The following is a 22361-nucleotide window of genomic DNA, read 5'->3' as shown; positions in this document are numbered from 1 at the left end:
AAAAAAATGGATTGCGCGCTCGCCATCATTGCCGGGGGACGACCAGTGAAGCAGGTCTGTGACGTTCTCGGTGTAGCGCGTTCGAATGTGACGGCAAAGCGCACGCGGCCTGCTGATTGGCGGGACGCACGCACGGCCCGCAAGACCGATGATGCGAGCCTGGTCGAGGAAATTCGGTTGTGCATTGCCGACTTGCCGAGCTACGGCTACCGGCGCGTATGGGGCCGGTTGCGAAGCGAGAGGGAATCGCAGGGCGCCGCTTCAGTCAATGCCAAGCGGGTGTATCGCGTGATGCGTGTTCACGGCCTGTTGCTGCAGCGCCGGGCGCTTCCGCCACGGCCTGAGCGACGACATGACGGCAAGGTTGCTGTATCGAAGAGCAACCAGCGTTGGTGCTCCGACGGCTTCGAGTTTCGTTGCGACAACGGCGAGCCGCTGCGCGTCACATTTGCGCTGGATTGCTGCGACCGTGAAGCGATGAGCTGGGCGGCAACGACCGGCGGCCATAGCGGCGACGTGGTGCGTGATGTCATGCTTGCAGCCGTCGAGAACCGCTTTGGAAACGCCTTGAAGGCGCCGGCCGAAATCGAATGGCTGACGGATAACGGCTCGGGCTACACGGCGGACAAGACCCGCAGCTTCGCGACATCCATCGGATTGAAACCGTTGACGACGCCGGTGTGCAGCCCGCAAAGTAACGGCATGGCGGAAAGCTTCGTGAAGACGATGAAGCGTGACTACGTCGCCTTTATGCCGAAGCCCGACGCGGCAACGGCTGCACGCAATCTCGCCATTGCATTCGAGCACTACAACGAGCAGCATCCTCACAGCGCGTTGCAATATCGCTCGCCACGCGAGTTCCGACGCAGAACCGATTCATCAACCTTAGTGTGAGGCGGTGTCCGGAAGTACGGGGGCAAATCCACTCCCAGAGGTTACGGCTACCCCCGGGGTGTTTTCTCTAAACGTTGCATGCTGCTATCAAATAAAGTTTGACCGCACTTTTTTTGTCCTGCTATCGTCGCATCCCATGAAACGCCGGTGACAATCGCGCATAAAGTCTAGAAGCCGCAGCGCGCTTCGTTCGGACAGTCTCCAGGTGTTCTTGGCAGCCCGAAATGGGCGAGTCTAATTTGAATGGAAGTTGTAATTAGATGATCGTTCGGCGGGTGTGAAGTACCGCGGGGACGTCTTACAGCCCTATCTGTTTCATCGCATCAGTTTTCAGCGCCGCAAGCTAACTTCAGCGCGCAGATCAATGTGCGGGAGGAAGGAAGCGGTTGCCCGAAGAACGCTGATTGCCATATTCAAGCGCACTGCAGTTACAGAAATGGACGGTTCACGCCGGAGGAGTAAAGGTGGGTACGAAAGTCGAAGGGCAATTTCCGGCAGCAGCGGCCCGTATGGAAAGGCCGGGGCGCCCGCGTGAATTCGGGCGTAAGCAACAAAACCCAGTACGCCGCTTCGGCGGCATCGCAATTGTTCTGCTCCTGCATATCGTGCTGATCTATGCATTGATCAATGGCCTCGCCACCAAGGTCGTGCAGGTCATTCAGCATCCTATTGAAACGAAGATCATCGAACCGGTGAAACCGCCGCCGCCGCCGCCGTTGCCCACGGTGCAATTGCCGCCGCCCAAATTCGCGCCGCCGCCGCCGCCGTTCGTGCCGCCGCCGGAAGTGCAGGTGCAAACGCCGCCGCAGCCGACCATTACGCATCAGGCCGCACCGGTCGTGTCGGCGCCTGCCGTCGCGCCGCCCGCACCGCCGGCGCCGCCCGCGCCGAGCAAGCCGGTGAGCACCGAAGTCGGAGTCGTGTGCCCGAACTCGGATCAGATCCGCTCGTCGATCCGCTATCCGAAGGAAGCGCAGGAAAACAACGTGACCGGTGATGTTCTCATTGAATTCGTGGTTGATCCGCAGGGCCATATTACGAATGAACGTGTTGCCAAATCCTCGGACGACTCATCACTGGATCGCGCGGCATTCAACGCGGTCAAGCAGTTCACGTGCGTTTCCCAAGGCCAGGCTGTCCGTGTGCAGGTTCCGTTCTCGTTTAACCTGAACTGAATTCACCGGCTGTTCGGTACCGGTAGCGATTTATCAGTCTTGGTTTAGAAGTTGTACTAATGAACTTGGAGCAGGCATGAAGAAGCGTACTCTCGTCGCACTGGCGGCAAGCATGTTGATCGCCGTAACCACGGTAGATACCTTTGTTGCACCGCAAATGGCCCATGCGCAGGCTAGTGACGCCACCGCGTCGGCGGCCGCTGCGCCGGCGACCGCCGCGGCGCAAACCGCAGGCTCGGCCGCCGACGAAGCTGTGCCGCCCCCGGCGCCGGCCACGTCCGAAACCGTCAGCAACCCGTACGGCCTTGGCGCTCTCTGGAAGAACGGCGACTTCGTCGCCCGCTTCGTGCTGATCTTGCTGGTGCTGATGTCGATGGGCAGCTGGTACATCATGATCACCAAGTTTGTCGAGCAGTTCCGGGCGAACCGCCGCGCGAAGAGCGCCGACGAACAACTGTGGAGCGCGCCGTCGCTGCTCGAAGGCGCCAAGCTCCTCGACGAAACGTCGCCGTTCCGCTTTATCGCCGAAACGGCAATCGAGGCAGGCGAGCATCACGACGAAGCGCTGCTCGAAGCCGTGGACCGCAATACGTGGATCGATACGTCGGTCGAACGTGCGATCACTAACGTGTCGAATCGTCTGCAAGACGGCCTGGCTTTCCTCGGCACGGTGGGTTCGACGGCGCCGTTCGTCGGCCTGTTCGGTACGGTGTGGGGGATTTATCACGCGCTGACGGCCATCGGGATTGCGGGTCAGGCTTCGATCGATAAGGTCGCGGGCCCGGTGGGCGAAGCGTTGATCATGACCGCCATCGGCCTCGCGGTGGCGGTGCCGGCGGTGCTCGGCTACAACTTCCTGGTTCGCCGCAACAAGTCGGTGATGGAGCGTGTGCGTGCTTTCGGCGCGCAACTGCATACCGTTCTGCTGGCCGGCAGCCGCCGTCCGGCGCGCGCCGCGGCTCGCGAAGCGTCGCTGGTTCAATAAGCGGAGTCCGTCATGGCAATGAGCGTTGGGCAGGACGACAACGACGAGGTCATCTCCAGTATCAACACCACGCCGCTCGTCGACGTGATGCTGGTTCTGTTGATCATCTTTCTGATCACGATTCCGGTCGTAACGCATACGGTGCCAGTGCAATTGCCGAAGGAAGCGATCCAGCCGCTGCAGACCACGCCGAAAAGTATTGTCATCGCAGTCAATCGCGACGGCGATTTTTTCTGGAATGAGAAACAGGTCGACGCGCCGACGCTGCTGGCACGCCTGAAAACCGTGTCGGTCATGACGCCGCAGCCGGAAGTGCATGTTCGTGGCGATCAGAACGCGCGCTACGAGTTCATCGGCCGCGTCATTACCGAGTGCGAGCGCGCCGGAATCGCCAAGGTTTCGTTTATCACAGAGCCGCCCGCGCGCGGCGGATAAGTTTGCATGGGATCGGACTAAGTGCTTTGCATGGGACCAGCGTAAGGGCTAAGGCACCAACTCTGGCCGACAGCTAAGGCGCCAAGTCCGATCGACAGGAGCCGATTATGGGAATGAATGTATCGTCGGGCGGGGATAGCGAACCGGATGTGATGGTCGACATCAACACCACGCCGCTAATCGACGTGATGCTGGTGCTGCTGATCATGCTGATCATCACGATCCCGATTCAGACGCACGCCATCAAGATGAATCTGCCGGTCGGCAACCCGCCGCCGCCCATCACGCAGCCCGAAGTAGTGCAGATCGATATCGATTTCGACGGCACCACGACATGGAACGGCCAGCCCGTGCCGAATCGGGCGGCGCTCGAATCCCGGCTCTCGCAGGTAGCAGCCGAGCCGGTTCAGGCCGAAATCCATCTGCGGCCCAACAAGCTGGTTCCATACAAGGACGTCGCTGAGGTGATGGCGTCCGCGCAACGATTGGGCGCGACGAAGATCGGTCTGATCGGCAATGAGCAGTACATGCAATAGGGAAGGGCAATGCAAACGATTCATCAACGGTTCAAGCGCGCGGTCATCGCGGCCGCTCTCGTACTGCCGCTCGCTGCTCACGCCGCCGACACCTTGCGGCCGGATGTGGCGAAGCCGCTGAACGCCGCGCAGGATCTGTATCGCGCCCACAAGTACAAGGACGCGCTCACGAAGATCGATCAGGCTGCGGCTGTGCCCGGCAAGACGCCGTATGAAAGCACCATGATCGAGGAAATGCGTGGCGCAGCGGCGGCAGCGGCGGGCGAATCCGGCGTGGCTGCTCAGGCCTACGAAACGTTGCTGAGTTCGGGGAAGCTGAGTGGCGCGGATGAGCAGCGCACGTCGGCGGCACTGGCGGGGATCTACTTCCAGCAGAAGAACTATGCGCAGGCAGCGAAGATTGCGCAGCGTTATCTGAAGTCGGGCGGCAGCGACCCCGACATGCGAACGCTGCTCGTTCAGTCGTACTACCTGTCGAATGATTGCGCGAGCGTGGTGAGCCTGCTCAAACCGGGCATCGACGCGCAGGTCCATGCCGGCCACGCGCCCGACGAGTCGCAACTGCAATTGCTCGGCACGTGTGCGCAGCGCGTGAAGGACGACACGACGTACCGCGGCGCGCTCGAAAAGCTGGTTGCCTATCATCCGAAGCAGTCGTACTGGGACGATCTGTTCTCGGCGATTCGCAACAAGCCGGGCTATTCGTCGAAGCTCGATATCGACACGTACCGACTGCGCCGCGCGACCGGTTCGCTGTCCACCGCCGACGACTACATGGAAATGACCCAACTCGCGATCGTGGCGGGCACCACGGCGGAAGGCAAACAGGTCATCGATCAAGGCTTTGCGTCGGGCGTGCTGGGGCATGGCGCGCAGGCCGATCGCGAGAAGCGGCTGCAGGCACTCGCCGCAAAGCGCGCGCAGGCGGCGGCCGATCCGGCGAACCCCGTTGCGCCAGTCGATATGGGTTTCAACCAGGTTTTCGCGGGGCAGGCAAAGCAGGGTCTGGCCGCAATGGATGCCGCCATTGCGAAGGGCGGCATCGACCACCCCGACCAGGCGCAACTGCATCTCGGCGAGGCCTACTACATAGCGGGCGACAAGGCTCGCGCGGTGCAAACCTTCCGTGAGGTGAAGGGCACGGATGGTTCAGCCGATCTCGCACGTTTGTGGGTGCTGGTGGCGTCGAGGTAGAGGCACTCCTTTGCACTATGTTCCATCCGCCGAAGCGCGCTGGATAGTTGCGCAGTATCAAGCATGCGGGCGCGCAGTTGCCGTCGGGGAATGTAGTCTCGTGCCAGCGGCTGCACGCGGATGCACGCGCAACTGTCGCGCCGCGTGCAAAGAGGGCGGACGTCCCCGAAAAGCGCGTTAGTCGCTTTACGCAGGGTCCGCACTCGCCTGGCATACCAGCCTGTTTCAGGCGAGGTGTTGTATTAGATGACACGTAATTAGCTCCCATCAAACTATTTTTGACTAGTGGATTCTGTCTTGCTATGGTTTTGCCACGCGATAACAAGGCACAAGTTGCAGTCTCTATAGGAAGAAAAATCCGCGCGCTTCGCCAACGGCTGAATCGAACGCTGGATGAAGTGGCAAAGACCGCAGGGATTTCCAAGCCCTTTCTGTCGCAAGTGGAACGCGGGCAATCAACGCCCTCAATCACGTCGCTAGTTGGAATCGCTCGATCCCTAGGTGTCACGGTGCAGTACTTCGTCGGCACGCCTACTGAAGACAGGTCGGTGCGTAGAGCCAACGATCTGCAGTACTTCGGTTTTGATGGAAGTGCGAATCTCTTCGGGCGGCTGACGAATCTTTCGGTCGGCAGCAAGCTGGAAGTCATTCTCGTCAGGATGCCGGTGGGACAGAATCCATCGGAGGTCACGACGCATGCCGGGGAAGAGTTTCTGTATGTGGTGAGCGGGCACGTTCGTATTGCATGCAGGTGACGCCGCGCATTACGACTCGACCGTGCCTCACGCCTGGGCCAACACGGCCCGAGAAGAAGCGGTACTCGTATGGGTTGGCACGCCACGACTGTTTTAGAGACTCACTCCACGCTTTCTCGCGATAGCGGTCGCGCTGTATCTGTATCTGTATCTGTTCTGTAGGCATTGCCTGAGTTTGAAAGGACAAAGGTGTGAAGATGGGCAATGCATTACCCAAGCCTGCGCTGTGACACATAAGAAGTGGAAGCAAGTAGAAAGTGGTGTGCATTTAGTTTGTAATCGGTTAGTAGTCCGATGGTAATAGGGGTTTAACGTACTCCGCCTATCAGAGTGTATTCGCCAGCCCGGTCAGCCGGTTGCCGGGCACGGAGAGATCGGCAAGGAGTACGGGGCGGCTTTAACGAAGCGCGGCGCAAGATCGCCGTATATCGAGTGGGGGGTTCACAAGACCTCCCCTCACATACTGCTGTTGCCTAACTGACGAGCGGGAAGGGGAAAATGAAACAAAGGGCATTGGCGCTGACCATCAAGAGAATAGTCTGGGCTGAACTGGCATTGTCGGCCGCGATCGCCATTCCGGCATTTGCACAAAGCCAGCCGGCCACGACGGGAATGGCGGCGGGCACGACGAGCAATGACAGCACGCCGGCAGCGGCTGCGACTCCGGCATCGGGCACCGCTGCAACACCCGCGACCGCGACTGGCAACGGCAACGTTGCGCAATTGAAGAAGTTCGAAGTCACCGGTTCGCTGATTCGCAGCGCCGACAAGGTTGGCTTCAATCAGGTCCAGACGGTTTCGCAGAAAGAGATCCTGGACAGCGGCGCTACGACCGTTGCCGATTTCCTGCGCACGACCTCGGCCAACTCAGCCAATAGCTGGGGCGAAGGCCAAGCGGCCAACTTCGCTGCAGGCGCTGCGGGTATCGCGCTGCGCGGTCTGAGCGAAAAATATACGCTGGTGCTGGTGGACGGACAGCGCGTTGCGCCGTTCGCGTTCTTCTCGAACAGCGTCGACTCGTTCTTCGACCTGAACACGCTTCCGCTGAACGCTATCGACCGCATCGAAATCGTGAAGGCCGGTGCCGTGTCGCAATACGGCTCTGACGCGGTCGCCGGCGTGGTCAACATCATTACGAAGCACGACTTCCAGGGGCTGCAACTTGACGGCAGCCTTGGCAGCGCCCTTAATGGTGGCAATGGCGACGGCACGATCAAATTCGGCGTGCTCGGTGGGTTCGGCGATCTCAATTCCGACGGCTTCAATGTGACCGCTGCGGCGAGCTACTACAAGTCAAACGGCTTCACGTTGGCAGACCGCGACTCGACGCGCAATCAGGACTTCACGCAGCAGCCGGGCGGTCTGTCATTGCTCTCACCGTCCTACTGGAATGTGCCCGGCGGTACCGCGCAGCCACTGATGGGCTGCCCTCCGGGTAGTTCGGTACACCCTGCAGGCACCAACTCGATCGCTTCAGCAGGGGTGTCGGGCGGCACGGTGTGCGCCACCAACACCGCGGAAAGCATGTCTATTTTGCCGCTGACCGAGCGTCTAAACGCAAAGCTGCATGCTGATTTCAAGGTCAACGATACGACGACGGCGTTCGGCGACTTCCTGATCAGCAGCAACACGAGCACCAGTAACCAGGGTGTCAATGTGGTCGGCAACCCGCAGACCCCGACCCTCGTGTATAACCCTCAGACGAAGCAACTCACCCCGTTCAACACGGTCGTGCCAGCGTCAAACCAGTACAACCCGTTCGGCGTCGACACACCGCTCACGTACACCTTCCCGAACGCGATGGCGCAGGAAACGTATGCGACGTTCTGGCGCGCGTCCACAGGTATCAAAGGCACGTTTAATCTGCCGAACGGCGAATGGGACTGGGCGACGTCGGTCAGCCATTCTCAAAGCACGGTCTCGAACGAGTACTCGAACGAGCTGAACGCGGGCGTGCTGAACAACATTTACCAGAACGGCACGTATAACTTTTCGAATCCGGCTGCGACCCCCAACGGGGCCATCGGTCTGTACACGAGCGCGAACAACCTCGCAATCTCGAAGCTAGATACGGTTGACGCGACGTTGGCGACACCGGAACTGTTCCATCTGCCGGCGGGTGACGTGGGTCTTGGCTTTGGTGCACAGTTCACGCACCAGAGCGAAATCATGACACCGGGTGCAGGGTTCGCAGATGGTACCGTCATCAATCCGAATCTCCAGACGGTGAACGGTCAGCGCAACGTGGCAGCCGTGTACTACCAGTTGGACATTCCAATCGTGCGCAACCTGACTTTCAGTCAATCGGGCCGCTACGACCACTACAGCGATGTCGGCGGTGCGTTCTCGCCGCGCTTTGCGCTTCGGTATCAGCCGGTTTCGGCGCTCACGATGTTCACTTCGTACAATCGCGGCTTCCGTGCGCCGACGTTCGTCGAGAACAGCAATTCGCGCACGCTGGGTATTCAGGTGGATCAGGCCACCGGCCAGAACTACACCTCGATCACCGAGGGTAATCCGAACCTGAAGGCTGAACGTACGCGTAATCTGGACATTGGCTTCCAGGTATCGCCGACCCGTACGACCGATGTCGGACTGGAATGGTACAAGATTCGCGTAGATAATGTGATCGGGCAGGGTGCTCCTGCGTCAACGGTTGTCGACCCGACGACCGGCCAGACGCTGTACGTCAATATCCCGTACGCGAACCTGGGCTACCTCGATACGAACGGTTTCGAAGGCACGCTTCGCCAGTCTCTGCCGACGTCAGTTGGTACGTTCACCCTGTCGGGTGACTGGGCTTACGTGAACAGCTTCAAGCTCGGTTTGCCGGGTGGGCCGGTGAATGGTGCGGGCAACAACTACACCATCACGCAACCGTTCGGCGGCAGCTTTCCGCGCTGGAAGGGCAACACCACGGTGGACTGGGCGTACCACAAGTTTGACGCAGCGTTGACGTGGCAGTTCACGGGTCCGTACGCACAGAATCTGGCGCAGTCTCCGGCGCCGAGCCGAGTGGGATCGTACAGCCAGTTCAACCTGATGATGACGTACACGGGCTTCAGGCACTGGACGATTTACGGCGGCATCGACAACATCTTCAACCGTATCCCGCCGTACGATCCGATTTTTGCTAATGGTACGCTGGACCAGACTGGCTACGACACGTCGCTATACACGTACATCGGCCGTTTCGCGCAGATTGGCGCAACGTACAAGTTCTGATGACGTGTAGTCGGTTTGCCTGGTAGGAACGGTCGCTTCGGCGTGCGGTAGGGCGCTGGAGCGACCAGGTTTTTGATGAAATACATAGTGAAGTACGCCCCGCAGCAATTCCCCCTTGGGGAATCTGTGGCCAAGGCTTCCAGGCCCGCATTGCTGTTCGACAGGACCTGGTTCGCCGCAGCATGGGCGTGTAGCGCGAGCGATGACTGTGCGCATCGTCGCGTCAACCAGACGCACCATCCGACCGAGCGCGCTGGCCAGAAGCCCGTGTGCACCCTCGCGCAGAACCATGAAAAGACTCGTACAGTTACGGCCGTTGCGCGCGAAGCGAACCTTCGGCTGGGCATTCGCGGCCAACGGTGGGCGCGCCGCACTGGCGCTAGCCGCATTGTTTGGCGCACTGGCGACGCTCGCTCCCGGCGACGCAATGGCAAACCCAGCGATCGCGCAATACGACCAGCCCAAATATCCCGCCGATTTCACGCACTTTGACTATGCGAATCCTGACGCGCCGACCAACGGCACGCTCAGTTTTCAGAATTACAACGAACTGCAGAGTTACGATTCGCTGAATCCGTTTCTGGTGCGCGGCGCGCCCGCGCCCGACATCCTCAATCTGATGTTCGATACGCTGATGCAGCGCAGTTGGGACGAACTCGCCTCCGAGTATCCGTTGATCGCCGATGATGTCGAAGTTGCACCAGACCTGGGTTCGGCCACGTTCCACATCAATCCCGCCGCGCGCTTTTCGAACGGCGATCCGATTACCGCCGCCGACGTCAAATACTCGTTCGACACATTGACGAGCCCGAAAGCCTCGCCGCTTTTCAACGCACAGTTCTCGGTCATTAAAACCGCGACCGTAGTCGACAGAAACACGATCCGCTTCGACTTCAGACATTCGGAGCGCGACGCACCGCTGATCGCTGGCGACTTGCCGATCTTCTCGCCGAAATGGGGCATGCGTCCCGACGGCAAACGTCTGCCGTTCGACCAGATCGCGAATGAACCGCCGATTGCGAGTGGTCCGTATCTGATCGAGTTTCGCAAGAACGACAAGCAGATCACTTATCGCCGCAACCCGGACTACTGGGCCGCGAATCTGCCGTCGCGGCGCGGCATGTATCGCTTCGCGAGCATCATTTTCAAGCTGTATCGCGATCACTATACGCAACTGGAAGCGTTCAAAGCCGGCGACGCGGACGCTATCGTCGAATACAGCGCAACGCAATGGGCGCGCAAATATGTCGGCAAGAACTTCGACAATGGACTGTTGAAGCGAGGGCTGTTCACCGATGGTCCCGCACAGATGCAAGGCATGCTGATGAACTTGCGCAAGCCGATGTTCCAGGATCCACGCGTGCGCCACGCATTGACGATGGCATTCGACTACGACTGGATGAACCGGATGATGTTTTACGGCCAATACCGGCGCACCAGCAGCTATTTTGAAGCGAGTCCGTTCGGCGCGACCGGCATGCCCAGTCCGAAGGAATTGGCGTTGCTCGAACCGCTGAGAGCGAGCGTGCCGCCCGAGGTGTTCGGTCCCATGCTCAAGCAGCCCGACACTATCGCGCCGAATTCATTGCGCGGTAATCTGCGCGTCGCGCGTGATCTGTTGGCGCAAGCCGGCTGGCACTACCGCGACGGTGCCTTGCGCGACGCGAACGGCACGCCGATGACGATCGAGATCATGGACGATCAGCCGGGCATGGATCGGCTCATTCTGCCGTATATGCAGGCGCTCGGCATGCTCGGCATTCATGCGCATATGCGCGAGATCGACAGCGCGTTGTACCAGAAGCGGCTCGACAACTTCGAGTACGACATGACGACTTTCATCTATCCGCCTGTCACGATTCCCGGCGCGGAACTGAAGCGCCGTTTCGGCAGTGCGGCGGCGTCGGAAGTCGGCTCGGAGAACTATCCCGGCATCCGCTCCAAAGCGGTCGATTCACTCATTCAATCGGCGCTCTCCGCCGGCAATCTCGACGATCTCGAAGCAGCGACCCGCGCACTGGATCGTGTACTGATCTATTCCTTTTACCTCGTGCCGGAGTACTACGCGCCGGGCGCGCGAATCGGCTACAAGTCGACGCTCGGTCATCCGGCCAAAGTGCCGATGTCGTATCAATACGAAGACTGGGTAATCGACTACTGGTTCGCCAGAACACCGTCTGCCCCGACCGCATCTTCCACCACGGCCACGGCCGCTACGGCTCACTGAGGCACAGCATGCTTGCCTACATTCTTAGACGCTTGTTGTTGATGGTGCCGACGCTGCTGGGCGTGGTCACGCTGACTTTTGTCGTCACGCAATTCGTGCCGGGTGGGCCGGTCGAACAGGTGATGACGCAGCTCCGCCACGGCGCTGGCCGTGGCGGAGAGGCGGGGGCGGGCGGTGGCGGTTATCACGGCAGCCAGGGCGTCGATCCACAGCAGATCGAGCAGATCAAAAAGCAGTTCGGCTTCGACAAACCACCGCTCGAACGCTATCTGCTCATGCTAAGGCGTTACGCGTCGTTCGATCTCGGCCAGTCCTACTATCAGCATGACAGTGTGTGGGACGTCATTAAATCGAAACTGCCGGTGTCCGTTACGCTCGGCTTATGGACGGTGCTGCTCACGTATCTGATATCGGTGCCGTTAGGAATTGCCAAAGCGGTGCGCAACGGCTCGCGCTTCGACACCGTCACTAGCGTGCTGGTGCTTGCCGGCTATGCGATTCCCGGTTTCGTGCTCGGCGTGTTGATGTTGATGCTATTCGGCGGGGGCACCTTCTGGCAGGTCTTTCCCATGCGCGGCCTCACGTCGGATAACTTCACCGAACTCAGCGCGTTTGGCAAAGTACTCGATTATCTCTGGCACATCGTGCTGCCAGTCACGGCCTCGGTGGTCGGCAACTTTGCGATCGTCACGATTCTGACCAAGAACACGTTTCTGGAGGAAATCGGCCGACAGTATGTGCTGACCGCGCGCGCAAAGGGCGCGCCGGAGCGCGACGTGCTATGGAAACACGTGCTGCGCAATGCCGCGATTCCGTTGCTCACCGGTTTGCCGGCCGCCTTCGTTGGCGCTTTTCTGAACGGCAATCTGCTGATCGAAACGCTGTTCTCCCTCGACGGCATGGGCCAACTGTCGTACGACTCCGTGATTCGCCGCGACTATCCGGTCGTGCTGGGTTCGTTATTTCTGTTCACGCTGATTGCCCTCGTAACTAAACTCATTGCTGACGTCTGCTATGTCCTCGTCGACCCCCGCATCCAATTCAACCGCCTGGACCGCTGACGTGGCCGGCGCGGCGCACGCGGCGTCGCCGTCTCCGTGGCGGCGTACGTGGCTGCGTTTCAAGCGGCAGCGTCTTGGCTACTGGAGTCTCGTGATCTTCGTGTCGCTGTTCGCGATCAGCCTGCTCGGCGAGGTGTTGTCCAACGATCGCCCGTTGCTGGTTCGTTACGACGGGCACTACTATTTTCCTATCGTAAAGGACTATCCGGAAACGCTGTTCGGCGGCGACTTTCCGGCGCGCGCGAATTACCTCGATCCGTATATCCGCTCGCGGCTCGAATCGAATGGCAACTTCGCGATTTATCCGCCAAATCACTTCCACTACGACACCATCGACTATTTCGCGGCGCATCCCTACCCGGCACCGCCCACGAGGAGCAACTGGCTCGGCACGGATCAGTACGGTCGAGATGTACTCGCCCGGCTGCTCTACGGTTTTCGTTTGTCGGTGCTGATGGCATTGGCGCTTACGGTGTCCGGTGTCGTGGTCGGCGTGCTGACCGGTGCAATTCAGGGCTTTTACGGCGGGCGCACCGATCTGATCGGCCAGCGCCTGATCGAAATCTGGAGTTCGATGCCCGACCTTTACCTGCTGATCATCTTCGCGTCGATCTTCGAGCCCACGCTGTGGCTGCTTTTCATTCTTCTGTCCATGTTCGGCTGGCTTGTCCTGTCCGACTACGTGCGTGCAGAGTTTCTGCGCAACCGTTCACTCGATTATGTGAAAGCGGCCCGCACCATGGGTCTTTCCAACTGGCAGATCATGTGGCGCCACGTATTGCCGAATAGCCTGACGCCGGTAATCACCTTCCTGCCGTTCCGCATGAGTGCCGCGATTCTCTCGCTGACCAGTCTCGACTTTCTCGGCCTCGGTGTGCCGCCGCCGACACCGAGCCTCGGCGAATTGCTGCAAGAGGGCAAGAATAATCTCGACGCGTGGTGGATCTCGATGTCGGCGTTTGCCGCACTGGTGATTACGCTGCTATTGCTCACGTTCATGGGCGATGCGTTGCGCAATGCGCTGGATACGCGCTCGCGCGGCTCGGCTTTCGGCGGAGGTCCGCGATGACCGCTACTCACGCGTCGACTGATCGGCCATTGCTCGAAATCGACCGTTTTTCCGTGCGTTTCGGCGACAAGGTCGCCGTGCATGAACTGAGTTTGTCCATTGCGCGCGGCGAGCGTGTGGCGCTCGTCGGTGAATCGGGTTCGGGCAAAAGCGTCACGGCCTTGTCCATTCTGCGACTCGTCGAACATGCGGAACTGAGTGGTCGCATGCTGTTCGAAGGCGAAGACCTGCTGCAAAAAACCGAGCAGCAGATGCGCGGTCTGCGCGGTGCCGACATTGCGATGGTGTTTCAGGAACCGATGACCGCGCTCAATCCGCTCTTCACGATCGGCAAGCAGATTGCGGAAAGTTTGCGTTTGCACGAAGGTCTGCGGCCGAATGCGGCGCGCGAGCGCGGCATCGAGTTGCTCAAACGCACGGGCATTCCCGAGCCGGAGCGGCGCATCGACAGTTTTCCGCATCAGTTATCCGGCGGCCAGCGGCAGCGCGCGATGATCGCCATGGCGCTCGCCTGCCGTCCGCGTTTGCTGCTCGCCGACGAGCCGACCACAGCGCTCGACGTCACCGTTCGCCAGCAGATCGTCGACCTGTTGATCTCATTGCAGGAACAGGAAGCGGCCGAACGCGGCATGGCCGTGCTGTTGATCACGCACGACCTGAATCTGGTGAAGCGTTTTGCGCAGCGCGTCGCGGTGATGGAGAAGGGCGTGCTGGTCGAAACCAATACGACCGAGGCGCTGTTCGCGAGCCCGCAGCATCCGTACACGCAGAGACTGCTCGATAGCGAGCCGCAGCGCGCGGTCGAGCCGGTCGAGAAGGGCGCGCGCCGGCTGCTCGAAGTGCATGGGCTCGCCGTCGACTACCGCACCTCGGCGAAAGGCTGGCGCTCCATGTTCGGGCGCTCCACGTTCCGCGCGGTGCATGACGTCGATCTCAGCGTGCGGCGCGGCGAAACGCTTGGCATTGTCGGTGAATCGGGCTCAGGTAAATCGACGCTGGCGGCCACGGTGCTCGGCCTGCAACAACCGGCCGCGGGTTACATCCATATCGACGGTTCGCCGCTTTCCACGCTTAAAACGGCCAGTTCGCGCCGTGCACTCTATTCGCGAATGCAAGTTGTGTTTCAGGATCCCTTCGGCTCGCTGTCGCCACGCATGACAGTGGAGCAGATTATCGGCGAAGGTTTGGCCGTGCACCGCCCGGAGGTGGATGCCAGGGCGCGGCGAGCGCGCGTCGGTAGCCTGCTTGAAGAAGTCGGCATGCCCGCCGACTCGATGCTGCGCTACCCGCACGAATTCTCCGGCGGACAGCGTCAACGCATTGCGATTGCGCGCGCGCTGGCGGTCCAGCCGGAATTGATCGTGCTGGACGAACCCACTAGCGCGCTCGATGTCTCGATCCAGAAACAGGTGCTGAATCTGCTGACAAATCTGCAGAAAAAGTACAAGCTGAGTTATTTGTTCATTACGCACGATCTGGCGGTAATGCGGGCCATGGCGCATCGCGTGATCGTGATGAAGTCGGGACGCATTGTCGAAGCCGGCGACACGCTCGACGTGTTGCACGCGCCGTCGCATCCTTACACTCAGTCGCTGCTCGTCTCGTCGCTCAACGTGCCGGAGCCGGGCATTGCAGGGACTCATACGGGAACAGGCAATGATTGACGAACGTTGGGCGCAGGCCGCCCGAACGCTGAAGAGCCGCGCGGCATTCTGGTCGCTGCGCATTGTCGACGAACAGATCGACGATCACGAAATACGTAACGACATCGCGCAACCGCTGCGCACGATGCGCGATCGCGGCGCGATGCTGATCGCCTGGGTAGACGCCGGCGCGGGCTATGCGGCGACCGCGAATCTCTCGGCTGCCGGCTTGCAGGCGGCGCTCGATGTCGCCACGGCGCGCGCGCAAGCGAGCGCGGCCTTGTCGTTGATCGACCACCGCGAAGTCGCGCGTCCTGCTGCGAGCGGGCACTACGTGTCACCGAATGCGCAACGCGCGTTGCCGGGTCGTGCCGAATGGCTCGAACTTTTAGGCGCGGAATGCGCGGGCGCGAACCTCGATGCGAAGATTGTCGAACGCGTGGCGGCGGTGCAGATCACGCACACGGATCAACTCTATATCACCGGCGATGGTGTGCGGATCGACCAGCAGTTCCGTTTCGTGATGCCGCAACTGAGCGTCGCTGCGCACGCAAACGGCGATACGCAAGTGCGTACGCTCGGCGGCAATTACGGCACGCTCGGGCAGGGCGGCATGGAAGTGCTGGCGCGCTTTGGCTTCGAAGGCTCGGGCGCACGCGTCGCCAATGAAGCGCTCCAGTTGCTGGCCGCGCCGAATTGCCCTTCCGGCAAGCGCGATCTGTTGTTGATGCCCGATCAGATGATGCTGCAGATTCACGAATCGATCGGCCATCCGCTCGAACTGGACCGCATTCTCGGCGACGAGCGCAACTTCGCGGGCTGGAGCTTCGTCAAGCAGGACATGTTCGGTTCGTACCGTTACGGTTCGGAACTGCTGAACGTGACCTTCGACCCGGAACTGCGCGAAGAAGCGGCTGCGTACGCATTCGACGACGACGGCACCGAAGCGCGCAAGCAGTATCTGATCCGCAACGGCGTGCTGGAACGTCCGCTTGGCGGCGCGCTGTCGCAACAGCGCGCGCGCATGCCCGGCGTCGCGAACTCGCGTGCGTCGAACTGGAACCGGCCGCCGATCGACCGCATGGCGAATCTGAACATCGAGCCCGGCGAAAGTTCGCTGGAGCAGATGATCGGCAATATCGAACACGGCATTCTGATGCGCACCAACACGTCCTGGTCGATCGACGACCATCGCAACAAATTCCAGTTCGGCTGCGAGTTCGGGCAGTTGATCGAAAACGGCAAACTCACCCAGGTCGTCAAACAGCCGAATTACCGCGGTATTTCCGCGAATTTCTGGCGCAGCCTGAGCGCGGTGGGCAACGCGGCCACGCGCGAAGTGTATGGCACCTCCATGTGCGGCAAAGGGGAACCGGCGCAGATTATTCGCGTCGGCCATGCGTCGCCAGCTTGTGTGTTCAGCGATATCGACGTGTTCGGAGGCGCATGATGAGCCACATCATTTCGCGCGCCGCTACGTCGGTGAATTGGCAGCAGCATTTCACGTCGCTCGCCGATGCGATTGAACGCCTGCAAAAAGGCGGCGAAACCACGCTCAGTTCGTTTGCCGGCGAGCAATCCGACTTTATCCGTTTCAATTCGGGCAAGGTCCGGCAGACCGGCAGCGTATCGCAAGGCAAGCTGACCTTGCGCCTGATCGACGGCGCACGTCAGGCGTATTCCACGCTGACCGTGTGCGGCGAACTTGCACAGGATCTCGACGAAGTGAGCGCGGCGCTCGCCACGTTGCGCGAAGGGTTGCGCGATGCTGCAGACGATCCGCATCTGCTCTTCGATACGTCGAAATGGGAGCGCACCACGCAGCGCTCCGGCAAACTCGCGGACCCGGATGGGCTTGCGCGCATCGTCGCAGACTGCGCGCGCGGGCTCGATTTTGTGGGCTTCTACGCGGGCGGCACGATCGTGCGCGGCTTCGCCTCCACGAACGGCAGCCGTGGCTGGTATGAAGTGGATAACTTCAATTTCAGCTGGTCGCTGTACGATCCGAGCGGTCGCGCGATCAAAACGACATACGCCGGCGACGATTGGAGCGATGCCGTCTTCGCGCGCAAAGTCGAGCAGGCGGCAACCCGTCTCGCCGTGCTCGCACGCTCGCCACGTGCGCTGGCGCCAGGACGTTATCGTTCCTATCTCGCGCCTGCCGCGCTTGCTGAACTGCTCAGCGTCACGGCATGGAGCGGCTTTTCCGCCCGCGCGCAGGCGAGCTCGCGCAGCGAGTTGTACAAGCTGCATGTGGGAGAAGTCGCACTCGACCCGCGCGTGACGATTAGCGAAGATCTGTGTCTCGGCATCACGCCCGGCTTCAACGACGACGGCTACCTGCGGGACAGCGTCTCCCTGATTGAGTCCGGGCGCAGCGCCGAGCGCCTGACCAATGCACGCAGCGCGCGTGAGTACGGCTTGACACCGAACGGCGCACTGGCCAACGAGTCGCCCGCCGCACTCTCGATGCAAGCGGGCGATCTCCACGAAGAAGACGTGCTCGCCAGGCTCGATACTGGCCTTTACATCGGCAACCTTTGGTACGTGAACTTCTCCGACCGCATGAATTGCCGTCTCACCGGCATGACGCGCTTCGCGACTTTCTGGGTCGAGAATGGGGAAATCGTCGCGCCGCTCGAAGCCATGCGTTTCGACGACAGTCTGTACCGTTTGCTCGGCAGTGAACTCGAACAACTCGGCGCACAGGCCGAATTGCTACTGAGCGACTCGACGTGGGGCGAGCGGGCGACGGGCGGCATGCAACTGCCCGGCATCCTTGTGAGGTCATTCGAATTGACGTTATGAGCCTATGGACCAACACGACAAAACAAAATCAAAACCTGAGAGCTTGCCCGAGGGCCTGACGCTGCGCGCACTGCGCGTGGCCGACGCAGAACAATTTCACGCCATGCTGCAGTTGCCTGCCGCGATGAACGGCAATCCAATGGTGCCGTTCCGGCGAACTGCCAGCACGCGCGAGCATCTGGAAAAACTCGAGCCGCCTGAAATCGCGATCGCGGCAACGGTCGGTGATGCGCTCGTCGGCGAGGCGAGCCTGAGGCCATTGAAAGGACGCCGCGCACATGCGGCATCGCTTGGCATTGGCGTACACGATGCATGGCAGCGCCGCGGCATCGGTCATGCGTTGATGGCCGAACTGCTCGATCTCGCCGACAACTGGCTCGGTCTGCGCCGCGTCGAGTTGCATGTCCACACCGATAACCATGCGGCCCTCGCGCTGTATCGCAAGTTCGGCTTCGAGATCGAAGCGCACCAGCGCGGCGCAGTATTGCGGCGCGGTGTGCTGATCGACTGCTATTTCATGGCGCGGCTGCGTGAAGCGGCGCCGTGGATGTCTCCGCCATTGGCAACCCCTATTGCAGTGGAATGAAACCATGAGAGAAGAAGGGTTGCGGGATGACGCGGCGCTCGACAATCGTATTGTGGTTCGCGCGCTCGAATCGTCCGACATGGATGCGTTCGCCGAGATCATGACGTTGCCCGGCGTGCGGCGCGGCACGCTATCGGTCGGCTATCGCAGTCCTGAACAAATGGCGGCCTGGTACGAGCGGCGTCTCAAGGAGGGCGTGAATGTGTGCGCGACTATCGGCGGGCGCATGATCGGCCACGCTAGCCTGGAGGTTCATCGGTCTAGCCGCGCGCATTGCGCGCACCTGGGCCTCGTGGTGCACGACGCGTATCATGGACTCGGTGTCGGCTCGGCGCTGATGCAGGCGCTGACGGATTGCGCGGACGGCTCGCTCGGTTTGCGTCGCATCGACCTCACGGTGTTCTGCGACAACACGCCGGCTATCGCGCTGTATCGCAAGTTCGGCTTTGTCGAAGAAGGCCGCTCGCGCGGGTTTGCGCTGCGCGACGGGGTGCTGGCCGACGCGCTGCATATGGCACGACTTGTCGACGCGCCGCACCTTCAGACAAACTGAACGGATTTTCCGAGTGCCATTTTTCTTCATCGACCGCCCGGTCTTCGCCTGGATCGTCGCGCTCGCCATTGTCCTGGCGGGCGCGCTGGCTATTCCGCAACTGCCGGTGGCGCAGTATCCGCGTCTCGCGCCGCCGCGCATCGTGATATCCGCCACGTATCCGGGGGCGTCGACGGAGGTGGTGGATGCCAACGTCGGCAGCATTATCGAGGAGAGTCTCGATGGCGCCGATAATATGCTGTACTACGAAACAACCAGCGACAACCTGGGCGAACTCGAGATCGACGCGACGTTCGCGCCCGGCACGAATCCCGATCTCGCGCTGGTCGACGTCCAGAACCGGCTCAAGCAGGTCGAGCCGCGTTTGCCGCAGCAGGTCGTGCAGCAGGGCATCAGCGTGTTCAAGGCGGCCAACACGTTTCTGATGCTGGTCGCGCTCACGTCCACCGACGGCGCACGCGACTCCGTGCAATTGAGCGACTATCTGAGCCGCTACGTGTTGCGCGAGTTGAAGCGCGCGCCTGGTGTGGGCGCGGCCCAACTCTGGGACGCCGACGAAGCGCTGCGCATCTGGCTCGATCCGATGAAGCTGCGCGAATACGGCCTCGGCGCTGCCGAAGTGAACGCCGCCATCGCCGCACAGAATGCGACCGTGACGGCCGGCACGCTGGGCGACGCGCCGTTCGTACCAGGTCAGCAATTAACGGCCTCGGTGAGCGTGAGGGGTCAATTGATCTCGCCGGCCGAATTCGGCCAGATCGTGCTGAAAGCGCGGCCCGACGGCTCGGCCGTGCGTCTGCGCGATGTCGCGCGAGTCGAACTCGGGCGCGACAACTACTCGTACTATTCGCGCCTGAACGGCAAGGCTTCGGCGACGGTCGGCATTCAGCTCGGCCCGCGCGGCAACGCGCTCGAAACGTCGAACGCCATTCGTGCGCGGCTGGCGGAACTGGCGAAGGGATTGCCGTCGGGTGTCTCCATCGAAATCCCGTTTGACAACGCGCACTTCGTGCAGATCGCGATTCACGAGGTGCTCGTCACGCTCGCGGAAGCGGTAGTGCTGGTGTTCTTTGTGATGTGGCTGTTTTTGCGCGATCTGCGCTACACGTTGGTGCCGACGGTGGTCATTCCGGTGACGCTGATGGGCGCGTTTCTCGCCATGTACGTATGCGGCCTGTCGATCAATGTGTTCACGCTGTTCGGCCTCGTGCTCGCCATCGGCATTCTCGTCGACGACGCTATCGTGGTGGTGGAGAGCGTGCATCGCGTGATGGAAGAAGAGGGCTTGCCGCCGCGCGAGGCCACCCGTAAGGCCATGTCGCAAATCGGCGGGGCGATTGTCGGCGTGACCGCGGTGTTGACGGCGGTGTTCGTGCCAATGGCGTTCTTTCCCGGCGGCGTCGGCGGAATTTACCGGCAATTCGCAGTGGCGATGATTGCTTCGATGCTGGTGTCGTCGTTCATGGCGTTGTCATTGACGCCCGCGTTGTGCGCGAATCTGTTGAGGGCGCAAACGCAATCGGTGCGTCAACGCGATGCGCGCCGCGGCGTGCTCGGATTCGCCGCGCGCGCGGCGAGCCGTTTCACTTCGGGCTTCGATCGCGCGGCGCGCGGTTATCGCGGGCTGACCGGGCGCATGCTGCGACGCATCGGCCCGATGCTGGCCATCTACGCGGTGCTGGTCGGCGTGTGTGCCGTGCTTTACTGGCACATGCCCGGCGGCTTTTTGCCGAGCGAGGACGAAGGCCAGTTGCAGGTGATGGTGCAGTTGCCCGCGGGCGCTACCCAGGCGCTCACGCTGGACGTCGTGCAACGCATGGAAAAGATCCTCCACGACGAGCCCGCCATTGCCAACGTCACGAGTGTGATTGGCTGGAGCTTTTCCGGCAGCGGCCAGAACGTGGCAATGGGCTTTGTCGATCTCAAGGACTGGAGCAGGCGCGATATCGACGCACTGGCTCTGCGCGACCGCATCAATGAAAAGTTCGACAAGATTCTGGATGGCAACGTCGAAGCGCAATTGCCGCCATCTGTGCCGGGCGTCGGGCATTCGGACGGTTTCGTGTTCCGCCTGGAGGATCGCGGTGGCGTGGGACTCGACGCGCTGAAGGCCGCGCGTGAGCAACTGTTCGCGCAGGCCAAGGCGAGTCCGGTGCTGGCCTCGGTGCATTCGGAAGATCTGCCCGACGCGCCGCGCGTCGAACTGATCGTGGACCGCGCGAAGGCATATGCGCTCGGCGTGTCGTTCGATCGCATCGCGGATGTGCTGGGCAGCACCTTCGGCTCGACCTATATCGACGATTTCCCAGCCGGTGGCCGCATGCGCCGCGTGATGATCGCCGCCGACGCCGCCGCGCGCATGACCGAAGACGATCTGCTGGCGCTCGCCGTGCCCAATTCGGCGGGCGGCATGGTGCCGCTGTCGGCCATCGCGACGCGTCGGTGGACAATCGGCCCGGTGATGCTGACGCGCTACAACGGCTATCCGTCGCTCGACGTGAGCGGCCACGCGGCGCCCGGCTACAGTTCGGGCGCGGCCATGGCGGAGATGGAGCGGCTCGCCGCGTCGTTGCCGGTCGGCGTGCGCTATGACTGGGTCGATGCGGCACGCGAGGAAACCGCGGCGGCGAAGCTCACGCCGCTGCTGATCGTCCTGTCGTTGCTGGCGGTGTTCATGGCGCTCGCCGCGCTCTACGAAAGCTGGACGATCCCGCTTGCCGTGCTGATGGTCGTGCCGCTCGGCGTGATCGGCGCGGTCGCGGCGGTGCTGCTGCGCGGCATGCCCAACGACGTCTATTTCAAGGTCGGCATGATCACGGTGACCGGTCTCGCGGCGAAGAACGCGATTCTGATCGTGCAGTTCGCCCGCGATCTGTATCAGCGTGGTCTGCCCTTGACGCGCGCCGTCACCGAAGCTGCGGGCGCGCGCTTCCGGCCGATCGTGATGACCTCGGCGGCGTTTCTGCTTGGCGTGGTCCCGCTCGTGGTGTCGAGCGGCGCGGGCGCTGAAAGCCGCCGTTCGATCGGCACGGGCGTATTTGGTGGAGTGCTGGCGGCTACGCTATTCGGGCTCCTGTTCGCGCCGGTCGCGTTCCATGCGGTCGCGTCGCTCACGCACGGCCGACGGCGGCTTGCGCAACTGCATCGCAAGCGCGACGCGCGGCGGGCACGCCGTGCAGAAGGCGGGCCGCTCGATGAATCGCCGATGGCGTGAC

General features: G+C 61.4%; 16 protein-coding genes and 1 pseudogene. All 17 read left to right on the top strand.

Annotation, left to right across the window (positions count from 1 at the left end):
- Positions 1-894 (top strand): IS3 family transposase (locus tag F759_RS0131795; protein ID WP_084534403.1); only part of this gene is annotated, 894 nt, incomplete at its 5' end.
- 464 nt (positions 895-1358) lie between these two features.
- Positions 1359-2069, top strand: a complete 711-nt coding sequence (locus tag F759_RS0131790) for an energy transducer TonB (protein WP_027803392.1) — start codon at positions 1359-1361, stop codon at positions 2067-2069.
- A 76-nt stretch (positions 2070-2145) separates the two neighbouring features.
- Positions 2146-3054, top strand: a complete 909-nt coding sequence (locus F759_RS0131785) for a MotA/TolQ/ExbB proton channel family protein (protein WP_027803391.1) — start codon at positions 2146-2148, stop codon at positions 3052-3054.
- A 12-nt stretch (positions 3055-3066) separates the two neighbouring features.
- Positions 3067-3489, top strand: a complete 423-nt coding sequence (locus F759_RS0131780) for an ExbD/TolR family protein (RefSeq protein WP_027803390.1) — start codon at positions 3067-3069, stop codon at positions 3487-3489.
- Between the two features lie 107 nt (positions 3490-3596).
- Positions 3597-4025 (top strand): ExbD/TolR family protein, encoded by a 429-nt coding sequence (locus tag F759_RS0131775; RefSeq protein WP_027803389.1) that lies wholly within the window; start codon positions 3597-3599, stop codon positions 4023-4025.
- A gap of 9 nt (positions 4026-4034) precedes the next feature.
- Entirely contained in the window at positions 4035-5219 is a 1185-nt protein-coding gene (locus tag F759_RS0131770; protein WP_027803388.1) for a tetratricopeptide repeat protein, read from the top strand.
- A gap of 302 nt (positions 5220-5521) precedes the next feature.
- A pseudogene (locus F759_RS39160) lies at positions 5522-6071 on the top strand (helix-turn-helix domain-containing protein).
- A 401-nt stretch (positions 6072-6472) separates the two neighbouring features.
- The gene (locus tag F759_RS0131760; protein WP_027803387.1) at positions 6473-9199 is read left to right on the top strand and encodes a TonB-dependent receptor domain-containing protein; all 2727 of its coding nucleotides are present in this window, start codon (positions 6473-6475) and stop codon (positions 9197-9199) included.
- A gap of 214 nt (positions 9200-9413) precedes the next feature.
- Positions 9414-11426, top strand: a complete 2013-nt coding sequence (locus F759_RS39155; protein ID WP_407668564.1) for an extracellular solute-binding protein — start codon at positions 9414-9416, stop codon at positions 11424-11426.
- 8 nt (positions 11427-11434) lie between these two features.
- The gene (locus tag F759_RS0131750) at positions 11435-12487 is read left to right on the top strand and encodes a microcin C ABC transporter permease YejB (RefSeq protein ID WP_027803386.1); all 1053 of its coding nucleotides are present in this window, start codon (positions 11435-11437) and stop codon (positions 12485-12487) included.
- Complete coding sequence (locus F759_RS0131745; protein WP_027803385.1) at positions 12441-13556, top strand: ABC transporter permease; 1116 nt, start codon at positions 12441-12443, stop codon at positions 13554-13556. The genes F759_RS0131750 and F759_RS0131745 overlap by 47 nt, the downstream gene beginning before the upstream one ends.
- Complete coding sequence (locus F759_RS0131740; RefSeq protein WP_027803384.1) at positions 13553-15220, top strand: ABC transporter ATP-binding protein; 1668 nt, start codon at positions 13553-13555, stop codon at positions 15218-15220. The genes F759_RS0131745 and F759_RS0131740 overlap by 4 nt, the downstream gene beginning before the upstream one ends.
- The gene (locus tag F759_RS0131735) at positions 15213-16649 is read left to right on the top strand and encodes a TldD/PmbA family protein (RefSeq protein ID WP_027803383.1); all 1437 of its coding nucleotides are present in this window, start codon (positions 15213-15215) and stop codon (positions 16647-16649) included. The genes F759_RS0131740 and F759_RS0131735 overlap by 8 nt, the downstream gene beginning before the upstream one ends.
- On the top strand, positions 16646-18007 hold the full coding sequence (locus F759_RS0131730; RefSeq protein WP_027803382.1) for a TldD/PmbA family protein: 1362 nt from the start codon (positions 16646-16648) through the stop codon (positions 18005-18007). Before F759_RS0131735 ends, F759_RS0131730 begins: the two co-directional genes overlap by 4 nt.
- Before the next feature lie 4 nt (positions 18008-18011).
- Complete coding sequence (locus F759_RS39150) at positions 18012-18593, top strand: GNAT family N-acetyltransferase (RefSeq protein ID WP_051377526.1); 582 nt, start codon at positions 18012-18014, stop codon at positions 18591-18593.
- A gap of 4 nt (positions 18594-18597) precedes the next feature.
- Complete coding sequence (locus F759_RS0131720) at positions 18598-19146, top strand: GNAT family N-acetyltransferase (RefSeq protein ID WP_051377525.1); 549 nt, start codon at positions 18598-18600, stop codon at positions 19144-19146.
- Positions 19147-19159: 13 nt separating this feature from the next.
- Positions 19160-22360, top strand: coding sequence for a multidrug efflux RND transporter permease subunit (locus F759_RS0131715; protein WP_027803380.1), 3201 nt, complete (start codon positions 19160-19162; stop codon positions 22358-22360).
- Position 22361 lies beyond the last annotated feature (1 nt).

This window comes from Paraburkholderia dilworthii (assembly GCF_000472525.1).
Classification (GTDB): domain Bacteria; phylum Pseudomonadota; class Gammaproteobacteria; order Burkholderiales; family Burkholderiaceae; genus Paraburkholderia; species Paraburkholderia dilworthii.
The sequence above is the reverse complement of the archived record's forward strand: the minus strand, read 5'-3'. Positions and strand labels throughout refer to the sequence as shown.